Raw genomic sequence first — 12524 nt, forward strand, 5'->3', positions numbered from 1 at the left:
TCCGCGCGTCATTGCGAGGAGCGAAGCGACGAAGCAATCCAGAGTCCCAACCCGGCCCTGGATTGCTTCGCTGCGCTCGCAATGACGGTGGAGAGAGCGCTACAAGAAGCTCTGCGGGTCGACGTCGACCTCGAGCTTGAGATTGCCCTTGGGCTTCTCGGCATGCGCCAGCCAGTGGCGCAGATAATCCGACAGGTCGAAATTGCGCGCCGACTTGAGCAGCAGCCGGAAGCGGTAGCGGCCCTTGATCACCGCGAGCGGCGCCTCGGCCGGGCCGAGCAGCAGCACGCCCTCCTCACGCGGCGCTGACGCGACCAGCCGGCGGGCGAAGCCTTCGGCAGTAGGCCGATCCCCCGCCGAGATGATCAGGCTCGCCAGCCTGCCGAACGGCGGATAGCCGGTGCGCTCGCGCGCGTCGATCTCGCTGGTGTAGAACGCCTCGCGGTCGCAGGCGACCAGCGCCTTCATGACGGGGTGCTCGGGCTGGTGGGTCTGCAGATAGCCGCGACCCCGCCCCTGCTCGCGGCCGGCGCGGCCGATCACCTGGTTCAAGAGCTGCCAGGTGCGCTCGGCGGCGCGCGGATCGCCATTGCCGAGGCCGAGATCGGCATCGACCACCCCGACCAGATTGAGCCGCGGAAAGTTGTGGCCCTTGGCGACGAGCTGGGTGCCGATGATGAGGTCGACGCGGCCTTCGGCGATCTCGGTCAGCTCGGCGCGCATGGTTTCGATCGAGGTGATCAGGTCGCTCGACAGCACCATGCTGCGCGCCTCAGGAAACAGCGCCGCCGCCTCCTCCTGCAGCCGCTCCACGCCGGGCCCCACCGCGACCAGCGATTCCTCGGCCGCGCAATGCGGGCAGGTCGGCGGACGCGGCATCGAGAACCCGCAATGGTGACAGACGAGGCGCTGGCGAAAGCGGTGATCGACCAGCCACGCGTCGCAGATGGTGCAGGCGAAGCGATGGCCGCAGGCGCGGCACAGGGTCAGCGGCGCATAGCCGCGGCGGTTCAGGAACAGCAGCGCCTGCTCGCCGCGCTCGATCGCGGTGCGGATCTCACCCGCCAGCCGCGGCGAGATGTAGCGGCCGCGCGGCGGCGGCTCGCGCCGGAGATCAATGGCCTCGATATGCGGCATGTGCTGGCCGCCGAACCGCGACGGCAGCGCGACGCGCTGATAGCGGCCCTTGCGGGCATTGACCTCGGTCTCGACCGAGGGGGTGGCCGAGGCCAGCACCACCGGAAATTTGGCGATGTGGCCGCGCACCACCGCCATGTCGCGGGCGTGGTAATGCGCGCCCTCGTCCTGCTTGTAGGCCTGATCGTGCTCCTCATCGACGACGATCAGGCCGAGATCGGCATAGGGCAGGAACAGCGCCGAGCGGGCGCCGACCACGACCGGCGCCTCGCCGGCGGCGATCGCCGCCCAGTTGCGCTGGCGCGTGCGCGGGGTCAGCTCGGAATGCCATTCCAGCGGCCGCACGCCGAAGCGGCGCGAGAAGCGGTCGAGGAACTGGCCGGTGAGCGAAATCTCAGGCATCAGGATCAGCGACTGCCGGCCGCGGCGGACGGTCTCGGCGACCGCCTCGAAATAGACTTCGGTCTTGCCGGAGCCGGTGACGCCGTCGAGCAGCGCGACCTGGAAGCCGCCATCGGCGGCCAGCGCCCGCATCGCCGCGACGCCGGCCAGCTGCGCGTCGAAGAACTCGGGCTGCGCGAACGACGGATCGGGCGCCGGCGGCGGCAGCGCACGCGGCATCGCCTCGACCGTGAGGGTCCCCTCGTCGACCAGGCCGTCGATCACGCTGCTGGAGACGCCGATCTCGCGGACGAGGTCGGACTTTCCATGCAGCAGACCGTCGGACACCGCCTCGATCACCCGCCGCCGCGCCGGCGTCAGCCGCTTGGGCGGCTCGCCGACCAGGCGGACGCCGAGCCGGACACGCTCCGGGCCGAGATGCTCGCCCATGCGCAGGCACATCCGCAGCACCATGCCGCGCGGCGACAACGTGTAATTGGCGACCCAGTCGACCAGCGAGCGCAGCTCCGGCTTGAGGGACGGCACCTCGAGCTTCTCGCTGACGTCCTTGAGCCGGTTGTGCAGCCGCGGATCCGGATTGGCATTCTCCGCCCACACCACCGCCAGTACCTCGCGCGGCCCGAGCGGCACGCCGACGATATCGCCCGGCTTCAGATCCATGCCGCGCGGCACGCGGTAGGAATAGGTGTGGTCGAGCGCGACCGGAACCAGCACGTCGACCACGCCGGTCGTGCTGGCTGCACCTGGAAAGAGGTCGGTCGCGCGGTCCATGAGGGCGGAGATAGCCTTGCTCTGGCTGAAGCGAAAGCCGCCCGGCAAAGTTAGCGAACGGTAAAGGACGACAGTGCGATATACATGACTCGACGAGATGAGATCGAGCTGTTCCCGCGAGCGCCATTGCACTCCCTCTTCCCGCTCTTGCGGGGAGAGGCGCAAACCGAGTTCGCGGCGATCGACAACGCTTCACAGCGACCCATCCGTGGGCACGGACGCCATGGCAAAGCAAACAGAGCCGACTCACGCGGACACGGACGAAGAGTCTGAGGCCACCGCCCTCCTCGGCGCCGACGAGGGCGTCGTCCAGGCCATGATGCAGTGGCTGGCGCATCTGCGTAGCGAGCGCCGGCTATCTCCGAAGACCGTGGAGGCTTATGCCCGCGACCTCCGGCAGTGCCTGCAATTCCTCTGCATCCATTGGGGCGAGCCGGTGACGCTGGTGCGCTTCGCGGGGCTGGAGGCCGCCGACATCCGCGCTTTCATGGCGATGCGCCGCGCCGACGACATCGCCGGACGTTCCCTGATGCGAACCTTGGCGGGCCTGCGCTCGTTCGGGCGCTTTCTGGAGCGCGAGGGCAAGGGCAAGGTCGGCGCCCTCTCAGGAATCCGCGCGCCAAAGATCGCCAAGAGCCTGCCGAAGCCGCTGCCGATGGACGCCGCCAAGCGCCTCGCCGATGCCGACGAGCGCGCCGGCGAGGCCCGCGAGACCTGGGTGCTGGCACGCGACGCCGCGGTGATGGCGCTGCTGTATGGCTCCGGCCTGCGCATCTCCGAGGCGCTCGGGCTGAAACGCCGCGAAGTGCCGCGCCCCGGCGAAGGCGACGTGCTGGTCGTGACCGGCAAGGGCAACAAGACCCGGATGGTGCCGGTGCTGCAGAACGTGCTGCAGCTGATCGACGAGTATGCCAGGCTTTGCCCGTACCCGCTGCCTGCGGAGGGGCCGATGTTTCTGGGCGCCAAGGGCGGTCCGTTGAGCCCGCGCATCATCCAGCTCGCGATGGAGCGGCTGCGCGGCGCGCTGGGCCTGCCCGACAGCGCCACGCCGCACGCGCTGCGCCATTCCTTCGCCACGCACTTGCTGTCGCGCGGCGGCGATCTGCGCGCGATCCAGGAGCTGCTCGGCCACGCCTCGCTGTCGACGACGCAGATCTATACCGGCATCGATTCGGAGCGCCTGCTGCAGGTCTACGCGTCAGCGCATCCGCGACGGTGACATTTTTCGTTCATATCGTTTCGCTTGCGCTGTCCCCCCGGTTCCGGCAATCGTCTTGGCTGCTTGATCCGGAGGGGAACTGATGAGCGCACATGAGAGCATGGAGCATGCGGAGCATGCCGAGCACGCGTCCGGCGAAAACAAGAAGATCGCGCTGCTGATCGCCGTCATCGCCCTGTTCCTGGCCCTGTCCGAAACGCTCGGCAAGGGCGCGCAGACCGAATCGATCAGCAAGAACGTCGAGGCCTCGAATCTCTGGGCCTTCTTCCAGGCCAAGACCGTTCGCCGCACCGTGGTGCAGACCGCCGCCGAGCAGGGCAAACTGAGCTTGCCGGCGCTGCCAGACGAGGCGGCCAAGGCGGCGTTGCAGAAGCAGATCGACGATTGGCAGAAGAATGCCGCGCGCTATCGCTCCGAGCCCGAGACCGGCGAAGGCAGCGAGCAGTTGGCGGAGCGCGCCAAGCATGCCGAGCATGAGCGCGACGAGGCGACGGCGAAGTACCACCACTATGAGCTGGCGTCGGCTGCCTTCCAGATCGGCATCGTGCTGGCGTCGGCGACGATCATCACGGGAATGATCGTTCTGGCCTGGGCCTCCGGAGGGCTCGCGCTGATCGGTATTGCCATGACGCTGCTCGGCCTGTTCCAGCCGCATCTCTTGCATCTGCACTGAGGTCAGCGACAGCAACTGGCTTGCGACGTCGCGACCACCACTACCGCGCCTGCTGCACGCTCCTGCGGAAGCGCATGATCACGCGCAGCACGCGCGATGACCAGCCATCGGCATTGCCGTGGATGATCTCGCGGATGCGCTGCTTGATAGGATCGACCAGCGCCGCGGCTTTCCTGCGCAGCGCGAGCACGGCCTCGTAGAGCCACGCGAACCAGGACATCTGCAGCAGCTTGCTGCGCGTCACATCGAAGATGAAGGCGGTGACGCCGACACCGACGATCTTGCCGAACACGATCGTGGCCAGCGCAAACTTCCACTGCTGGTGCATCAAAAGCCACATGCCGATCAGCTTGAGCGGAAACAGCAGCACGACCGGCACGACGAAGACGATCAGGGTCAGCGCCGGCGACAGGGTCTCGATGCGCGCGGCCAGCCAGTGCTTGAAGCTACGCAGCGGTATCGCGGCGACGATGCGCGCCACGATCGGCTCGAGATGGTCCCACAGCCAAGCTTCGATCAGGAAGATGATCGCAAGCAGAACCCAGAACGGCTGAAGCAGGCGGCGCAGCATCGGACTCCATCTCCGCCAGGCCTCGCGGGTTGAGGCCGCTATGACGATACGACCTCGCGCCTTGCCGTTCGGTTCAGCGTCAAAAGCGGGCGTTTTGTCGCACCCACCGAAGGCGCCTCCGGGCGTCCATCACATATGGATGGCCCGCTTACCCACCGCAAGCGCGGCTTCCTTCACGGCCTCCGACCGTGTCGGATGCGCGTGGCAGGTGCGCGCGAGATCCTCGGCAGAGCCACCGAACTCCATCAATACGGCGGCCTCGTGAATGATTTCCCCGGCCTCGCGGCCGATGATATGGGCGCCGAGCACGCGATCCGTCTTCGCATCGGCTAGGATCTTCACGAAACCGTCAGTGGTCTGGTTGACCTTGGAACGGCCATTCGCGGTAAACGGAAACTTCCCGACGGTATAGGCGACGCCGGCCTGCTTCAGCTCGTCCTCGGTCTTGCCGACGGAGGCCACTTCGGGCGTCGTGTAGACCACGCCTGGAATGACGTCGTAGTTCACGTGCCCGGCCTGGCCCGCGAGGATCTCGGCCACCGCGACGCCCTCGTCCTCCGCCTTGTGCGCGAGCATCGGCCCTGCAACGACGTCGCCGATGGCGTAGACGCCGGGCACGCTGGTCGCGAAATGATGGTCGATCTGGACGCGGCCGCGGTTGTCGAGCGCGACGCCCGCTTCCCGCAGCCCGAGTCCCTCGGTGTAGGGCACGCGGCCGATCGCCACGAGCACCACGTCGGCTTCGATCTTCTCGGCAGCGCCGCCGGCCGCCGGCTCGATCATGGCCGAGAGCGTCGTGCCAGAGGTGTCGACACCGGTCACCTTGGCACCGAGCTTGAACGCAAAGCCCTGCTTCTCGAGGATTCGTTGGAACTGCTTGGCGATCTCGCCATCCATGCCGGGCAGGATGCGATCGAGGAATTCGACCACGGTGACCTTGGCGCCGAGGCGGCGCCACACCGAGCCGAGTTCGAGCCCGATCACGCCGGCGCCGACCACCAAGAGCGTCGAAGGCACCTTGTCCAGCGACAGAGCTCCGGTCGAGGACACGATGCGCTTCTCATCGATCTCGATGCCCTTGAGCCGCGCGATGTCCGAGCCCGTCGCGATCACGATGTTCTTGGTCTCGACGGTCTGCACGGCGCCGTCATTGCCGGTGACCTGCAGCTTGCCGGTGCCGAGGATCTTGCCCTTGCCCACGAGCACGTCGATCTTGTTCTTCTTCATCAGGAACTCGACGCCCTTGACGTTGCCGTCAATGCCCTGCTGCTTGAAGTTCATCATCGCCGGCAGATCGATCTCGGGCTGGGGCACCTTGATGCCCATCTTGGCGAAGGAGTGCCCGGCTTCCTCGAACAGCTCCGAGGCGTGCAGCAGCGCCTTCGACGGCATGCAGCCGACATTGAGACAGGTGCCGCCGAGGGTGGCGTTCTTCTCGACCACGGCCACCTTCATGCCGAGCTGTGCTGCGCGGATGGCGCAAACATAACCACCGGGTCCGGTGCCGATGACGACGAGATCGTAGGATGCCATGATCGAATGTTCCGTAAGCTTGCAAGTCAGAGATAGCGACGGTCGTCAGCGTCCGCCCGACACGTCGAGAATGGCCGAAGTGACATAGGAAGCCTCGTCCGACAGCAGCCAGACGATGGCATTGGCGATTTCCTCCGCGGTGCCGACGCGCTTCATCGGCACCAGCGGGGCGAGACGATGGGCGCGATCGGGCTCGCCGCCGGAGGCGTGGATATCAGTGTCGATCAGCCCTGGGCGAATGGCGGCGACGCGGATGCCTTCATTGGCGACCTCATGACCGAGGCCGACGGTGAAGGAATCGATCGCGCCCTTCGACGCCGCATAATCGACGTAGGTATTCGGCGAGCCGAGCTTGGCGGCGACCGACGACAGGTTGATGATCACGCCGCCCTGTCCGCCATGCCGCGTCGACATGCGCTTCACCGCCTCACGTGCGCACAGGATGCTGCCGGTGACGTTGACCGCCATCAAACGCTCGATGCGCTCCGCGCTCATCTCGTCGACGCGCGTGGTCGGACCGACGATGCCGGCGTTGTTGATGAGCGCGCCGAGCGTGCCGAACTTGTCCGCCGCCTTGAACAGAGCGAGGATGTCGTGCTCGCGGCCGACGTCGCATTTGACTGCGATGGCCTTGCCGTTCTTGGCCTCGATCGCGGCCACCGTGCTCTGCGCGGCGGCCTCGTTGGAGGCGTAGCCGACCACGATCTTGAAGCCGCGCGATGCGGCGGCGATGGCGGTGGCGCGGCCGATGCCGCGGCTGCCGCCGGTGATCACTGCAACCCTGTCGGTCATGATGGCCCCCGTTAGGTCTGAGGCGCGCTCATGAAGCGCGCCTCATGTCTTCAAGTCGTCGCGTGCCCTCAGAGATCCAGCACGAGCCGTGCCGGATCCTCCAGGCTTTCCTTGACTCGCACCAGGAACGTCACGGCTTCCTTGCCGTCGATGACGCGGTGATCGTAGGACAGCGCCAGATACATCATCGGGCGGACTTCGATCTTGCCGCCGACCACCACCGGGCGCTCCTGGATCTTGTGCATGCCGAGGATGCCGGACTGCGGCGCGTTCAGGATCGGGGTCGACATCAGCGAGCCGTAGATGCCGCCATTGGTGATGGTGAAGGTGCCGCCCTGCATCTCGTCGATCTTGAGCTGGCCGTCACGGGCGCGGCGGCCGAAATCGGCGATGCCCTTCTCGATATCGGCGATCGACTTGTGGTCGCAGTCGCGCACGACGGGCACGACCAGGCCCTTGTCGGTGCCGACGGCGACGCCGATGTGATAGTAGTTCTTGTAGATCAGGTCGGTGCCGTCGATCTCGGCGTTGACCGCCGGGATGTCCTTGAGCGCCTGCACCACGGCCTTGGTGAAGAAGCCCATGAAGCCGAGCTTGGAGCCGTGCTTCTTCTCGAACACGTCCTTGTACTGGCTGCGCAGCGCCATGACGTTGGTCATGTCGACCTCGTTGAAGGTCGTCAGCATCGCCGCGGTGTTCTGCACGTCCTTGAGGCGGCGCGCGATGGTCTGGCGCAGCCGCGTCATCTTCACGCGCTCCTCGCGCGCGGCGTCGTCGGCCGGCGACGGCGCACGCACCTGGACCGAGGCGGCGGGCTGATTGACCGGGGTCGGCGCGGACGCTGCGCGCTCGATGGCGGCCAGCATGTCGCCCTTGGTGACGCGGCCGTCCTTGCCGGAGCCCGGCACGGTGGTCGCATCGACGCCGCTCTCGGCCGAGAGCTTGCGAACCGACGGCGCCTGCGGGGTATCGGCGGGCAGCGCCTTGGCAGGGGCGGGAGCCGCAGCCGGCGGCGCAGCGGCAGCCGGCTTCGCCGGAGCCGGAGCAGCAGCGGCGGGCTTGGCAGCCACGGCGCCATCCGTGATCTGGCCGAGCAGCGCGCCGACGGCGACCGTCTCACCATCCTTGGCGATGATCTCGCCCAAGGTGCCGGCCGAAGGCGCGGGCACCTCGATCGTGACCTTGTCGGTCTCGAGCTCGACGAGGGGCTCGTCGACCGCCACGGCGTCGCCTGCCTTCTTGAACCAGCGGCCGATGGTGGCTTCGGTGACGGATTCACCCAGCGTCGGAACGCGAATTTCAGTCATGGTCTTTATCCTCAATAACCCGTGCGGTCATAAAGCCGGTCCGCCATCGCCTTGCGGCGAGCAAGCGATGCGGGACGGACGATCAACGCGATGTACTTGCGCCCCGCAGATTGCGGGGCGCGTCAAAAAAGGCAGGTTCAGTTCAGGGCTTCGTCGAGCAGCGCCTTCAGCTGGGCGAGATGCTTGGACATCAGGCCCGTGGCGGTCGCGGCCGACGCAGCACGGCCGGCATAGCGCGGACGCTTGCTCTTGCCGCCGGTCTGGTTCAGCACCCACTCGAGATACGGCTCGATGAAGTGCCACGCGCCCATGTTGCGCGGCTCTTCCTGACACCACACGACTTCTGCGTTCTTGAAGCGGCCGAGCTCGGCGACCAGCGCCTTGAGTGGCACCGGATAGAGCTGCTCGACGCGCATCAGGTAGACGTCGTTGAGCCCGCGCTTCTCGCGCTCGTCGTAGAGATCGTAATATACCTTGCCCGAGCACAGCACGATGCGGCGGATCTGGTCGTCCGGCACCAGCTTGGTCTTGTCGTCCGCCTGCATCTGGGCGTCATCGTACAGGATGCGATGGAACGTGGTGCCCTTGGCGAGCTCCTCGAGCCGCGACACCGCGCGCTTGTGGCGCAGCAGCGATTTCGGCGTCATCACGATCAGCGGCTTGCGGATCTCGCGATGCAGCTGCCGGCGCAGCACGTGGAAGTAGTTTGCCGGCGTGGTCGGATAGACCACCTGCATGTTGTCCTCGGCGCACATCTGCAGATAGCGCTCGAGGCGTGCCGAGGAATGCTCGGGGCCCTGGCCCTCATAGCCGTGCGGCAGCAGGCAGACCAGGCCGGACATGCGCAACCATTTGCGCTCGCCCGACGAGATGAACTGGTCGAACAACACCTGAGCGCCGTTGGCGAAGTCGCCGAACTGCGCCTCCCACAGGGTCAGCGCGGTCGGCTCTGCGAGCGAATAGCCGTATTCGAAGCCGAGCACGGCTTCTTCGGACAGCAGCGAGTTGATGACCTCGAAGTGGCCCTGCTCCGGCGCCAGATGGTTGAACGGCGTGTAGCGGCTCTCGTCCTCCTGGTCGATCAGGACCGAATGGCGCTGCGAGAAGGTGCCGCGCTCGCTGTCCTGGCCGGAGAGACGAACCTTGTGGCCTTCGAGCAGCAGCGAGCAGTACGCCAGCGCCTCGCCGGTCGCCCAGTCGAGCCCGATGCCGCTCTCGATCGCCTTGGCACGGTTCTCGAGGAAACGCTGGATCGTCCGATGCAGGCGGAAGCCGTCCGGTACCTTGGTGATCTTGCGGCCGATCTCCTTGAGGCGGTCGATCTCGACGCCGGTGACGCCGCGGCGCGCCTCCTCCTCCTGGTCGGCGGACTTGAAACCCGCCCACTTGCCGTCGAGCCAGTCGGCCTTGTTCGGACGATAGCTCGTGCCGGCCTCGAACTCGGCGTCGAGACGGGCGCGCCAGTCGGCCTTGGCCTTGTCGACCTCGCCCTCGGTCATCACGCCTTCGGCGACCAGCCGCTTGGAGTAGATCTCCAAGGTCGACGGATGGCCGGCGATCTTCTTGTACATCACCGGCTGGGTGAAAGCCGGCTCGTCACCTTCGTTGTGGCCATGCCTGCGGTAGCAGAACATGTCGATGACGACCGGCTTGTGGAACTTCTGCCGGAACTCGGTCGCGACCTTGGCCGCGAACACCACCGCTTCAGGATCGTCACCGTTCACGTGGAAGATCGGCGCATCGATCATCTTGGCGACGTCGGACGGATAGGGCGACGAGCGCGAATAGCGCGGATAGGTCGTGAAGCCGATCTGGTTGTTGACGATGAAATGAATCGAGCCACCGGTCCGGTAGCCTTTCAGATCCGACAGCGCGAAGCACTCCGCCACCACGCCCTGGCCGGCGAACGCAGCGTCGCCATGCATCAAGAGCGGCAGCACCGAGATGCGCATGTCGGGCGGATCGCCGTGCTGGTCCTGCTTGGCGCGGACCTTGCCGAGCACCACGGGGTCGACGATCTCGAGATGCGAGGGGTTGGCGGTCAGCGACAGGTGGATGCGATTGCCGTCGAACTCGCGGTCCGAGGAGGCGCCGAGGTGGTACTTGACGTCGCCGGAGCCTTCGACCGCGTCGGGATTGGCCGAGCCGCCCTTGAACTCGTGGAACAGCGCGCGATGCGGCTTGCCCATGACCTGGGTCAGCACGTTGAGGCGGCCGCGATGCGGCATGCCCAGCACGATCTCCTTCACGCCGAGATTGCCGCCGCGCTTGATGATCTGCTCCAGCGCCGGGATCAGCGACTCGCCGCCGTCGAGACCGAAGCGCTTGGTGCCGGTGAACTTGACGTCGCAGAACTTCTCGAAGCCTTCGGATTCGATCAGCTTCTGCAGAATCGCGCGACGGCCCTCACGGGTGAACGAGATCTCCTTGTCCGGCCCCTCGATGCGCTCCTGGATCCAGGCCTTCTGCGCCGCGTTCGTGATGTGCATGAACTCGACGCCAAGCGTCTGGCAATAGGTGCGCTCGCAGATCGCGACGATCTCGCGCAAGCTGCCGTATTCGAGGCCGAGCACGTGATCGAGGAAGATCTTGCGGTCGTAGTCGGCCTCGGTGAAACCGTAGGAACGCGGGTCCAGCTCCTCGCGGTTGCGCGGCGCCTCGATGCCGAGCGGATCGAGCTTGGCGTGGAAGTGGCCGCGCATGCGGTAGGCGCGGATCAGCATCAACGCGCGGACGGAGTCGCGGGTGGCCTGGTTGACGTCGGCCGCCGACAATTCGACGCCCTTGGCCTGAGCCTTCTGCGCAATCTTCTCGCCGACCTTCTTCTCGACGACGGCCCAGTTGCCGTCCAGCGCCGAGGTCAATTCGTCCCGGGGGGAGACCGGCCAGTTGCTGCGCGCCCAGGAGGGGCCCGACGCATTCTTCTGCACGTCGGCCGGCGCATCCTTCAGGCTCTTGAAGAACTCCTGCCATTCCGGGTCGACCGAAGCGGGATCCTTCTCGTAGCGGGCGTAGATCTCATCGATGTAGGTGGCATTGGTGCCCTGCAGAAAAGACGACAGGGCGAAGGCGGCGTTCGCATCTTGGCGAGACATGGTGGCGTCCTGGTAATTTCGATGCGCCCAATCAAAACGGCGCAATGCCTGACCCGCGGGGGACGCGGATCAGGCTCGGGTTAGGACCGTTTACCTTATTTATTGTAAATATTCGCGCCGAAAAGCACTAAGTCCTGAATCAGGATTTCAACTTTTCGACAAGCGTCTTTCCGAGCCGCGCAGGCGACGGCGACACGGTAATACCAGCCGCTTCCATCGCGGCCGTCTTCGAGCCGGCATCGCCCTTGCCGCCGGAGATGATCGCGCCGGCATGACCCATGCGACGGCCGGGAGGCGCGGTGACGCCGGCGATGAATCCCACCATCGGTTTCTTGCGACCGCGCTTGGCTTCGTCCTTGATGAACTGCGCCGCGTCCTCCTCGGCCGAGCCGCCGATCTCACCGATCATGATGATCGAGGTGGTCCTGGGGTCAGCCAGGAACATCTCGAGCATGTCGATGAACTCGGTGCCCTTGACCGGATCACCGCCGATGCCGACCGCCGTGGTCTGGCCGAGACCTTCCGAGGTGGTCTGGAACACCGCCTCGTAGGTCAGCGTGCCGGAGCGCGACACGATGCCGACCGAACCGGGCTTGAAGATGTTGGCCGGCATGATGCCGATCTTGCACTCGCCGGCGGTCATCACGCCCGGGCAGTTCGGCCCGATCAGGCGCGACTTGGAGCCCTGCAGCGAGCGCTTGACGCGGACCATGTCCAGCACCGGGATGCCCTCGGTGATGCAGACGATCAGCGGGACCTCGGCGTCGATCGCCTCGCAGATCGCGTCGGCGGCGCCCGGCGGCGGGACGTAGATCACCGAGGCGTCGGCCCCGGTGGCCTCGCGGGCCTCCTTGACGGTGTCGAACACGGGCAGGCCGAGGTGGGTCGAGCCGCCTTTGCCCGGCGACGTGCCGCCGACCATCTTGGTGCCGTAGGCGATCGCCGCCTCGGAGTGGAAGGTGCCGTTCTTGCCAGTGAAGCCCTGGCAGATGACCTTGGTGTTCTTGTCGATGAGGATGGACAT

9 protein-coding genes are annotated in these 12524 nt (G+C 66.3%); 2 read left to right on the forward strand and 7 right to left on the reverse strand.

Annotation, left to right across the window (positions count from 1 at the left end):
* Window positions 1-99 precede the first annotated feature (99 nt).
* Window positions 100-2310, reverse strand: coding sequence for a primosomal protein N' (locus QX073_RS29870; protein WP_316167763.1), 2211 nt, complete (start codon window positions 2308-2310; stop codon window positions 100-102).
* Window positions 2311-2626: 316 nt separating this feature from the next.
* Here QX073_RS29870 and QX073_RS29875 point away from each other — a divergent pair, with 316 nt between their 5' ends.
* Window positions 2627-3529: a tyrosine recombinase XerC gene (locus tag QX073_RS29875; protein WP_316226844.1), complete on the forward strand. Its 903-nt coding sequence runs from the start codon at window positions 2627-2629 to the stop codon at window positions 3527-3529.
* 82 nt (window positions 3530-3611) lie between these two features.
* Window positions 3612-4202, forward strand: coding sequence for a DUF4337 domain-containing protein (locus QX073_RS29880; protein ID WP_315715931.1), 591 nt, complete (start codon window positions 3612-3614; stop codon window positions 4200-4202).
* Window positions 4203-4242: 40 nt separating this feature from the next.
* Here QX073_RS29880 and QX073_RS29885 read toward each other — a convergent pair whose 3' ends face one another.
* The 6 genes from QX073_RS29885 to sucD form a co-directional block, all read right to left on the reverse strand.
* Window positions 4243-4773 carry a hypothetical protein gene (locus tag QX073_RS29885; protein ID WP_315715930.1) on the reverse strand — a complete coding sequence of 177 codons (531 nt, stop codon included), beginning with the start codon at window positions 4771-4773 and terminating at the stop codon, window positions 4243-4245.
* Window positions 4774-4902: 129 nt separating this feature from the next.
* On the reverse strand, window positions 4903-6306 hold the full coding sequence (gene lpdA, locus QX073_RS29890; RefSeq protein ID WP_316226815.1) for a dihydrolipoyl dehydrogenase: 1404 nt from the start codon (window positions 6304-6306) through the stop codon (window positions 4903-4905).
* A gap of 45 nt (window positions 6307-6351) precedes the next feature.
* The gene (locus tag QX073_RS29895) at window positions 6352-7098 is read right to left on the reverse strand and encodes an SDR family oxidoreductase (RefSeq protein ID WP_315715928.1); all 747 of its coding nucleotides are present in this window, start codon (window positions 7096-7098) and stop codon (window positions 6352-6354) included.
* Window positions 7099-7166: 68 nt separating this feature from the next.
* The gene (odhB, locus tag QX073_RS29900; RefSeq protein ID WP_315715927.1) at window positions 7167-8405 is read right to left on the reverse strand and encodes a 2-oxoglutarate dehydrogenase complex dihydrolipoyllysine-residue succinyltransferase; all 1239 of its coding nucleotides are present in this window, start codon (window positions 8403-8405) and stop codon (window positions 7167-7169) included.
* Window positions 8406-8542: 137 nt separating this feature from the next.
* Entirely contained in the window at window positions 8543-11500 is a 2958-nt protein-coding gene (locus QX073_RS29905; RefSeq protein ID WP_315750632.1) for a 2-oxoglutarate dehydrogenase E1 component, read from the reverse strand.
* 139 nt (window positions 11501-11639) lie between these two features.
* A complete protein-coding gene (sucD, locus tag QX073_RS29910) occupies window positions 11640-12524 on the reverse strand; it encodes a succinate--CoA ligase subunit alpha (protein ID WP_316200554.1) in 885 nt (294 codons plus the stop codon).

The organism is Bradyrhizobium sp. SZCCHNS3052 (genome assembly GCF_032484495.1).
GTDB lineage: Bacteria > Pseudomonadota > Alphaproteobacteria > Rhizobiales > Xanthobacteraceae > Bradyrhizobium.

Bases quoted from the DNA above. Each gene is read 5' to 3' on its own strand.
- odhB (WP_315715927.1), bottom strand. From the start codon at position 8,405: ATGACTGAAATTCGCGTTCCGACGCTGGGTGAATCCGTCACCGAAGCC.
- lpdA (WP_316226815.1), bottom strand. From the start codon at position 6,306: ATGGCATCCTACGATCTCGTCGTCATCGGCACCGGACCCGGTGGTTAT.
- QX073_RS29870 (WP_316167763.1), bottom strand. From the start codon at position 2,310: ATGGACCGCGCGACCGACCTCTTTCCAGGTGCAGCCAGCACGACCGGC.
- QX073_RS29885 (WP_315715930.1), bottom strand. From the start codon at position 4,773: ATGCTGCGCCGCCTGCTTCAGCCGTTCTGGGTTCTGCTTGCGATCATC.
- QX073_RS29880 (WP_315715931.1), top strand. From the start codon at position 3,612: ATGAGCGCACATGAGAGCATGGAGCATGCGGAGCATGCCGAGCACGCG.
- QX073_RS29875 (WP_316226844.1), top strand. From the start codon at position 2,627: ATGATGCAGTGGCTGGCGCATCTGCGTAGCGAGCGCCGGCTATCTCCG.
- QX073_RS29895 (WP_315715928.1), bottom strand. From the start codon at position 7,098: ATGACCGACAGGGTTGCAGTGATCACCGGCGGCAGCCGCGGCATCGGC.
- QX073_RS29905 (WP_315750632.1), bottom strand. From the start codon at position 11,500: ATGTCTCGCCAAGATGCGAACGCCGCCTTCGCCCTGTCGTCTTTTCTG.
- sucD (WP_316200554.1), bottom strand. From the start codon at position 12,524: ATGTCCATCCTCATCGACAAGAACACCAAGGTCATCTGCCAGGGCTTC.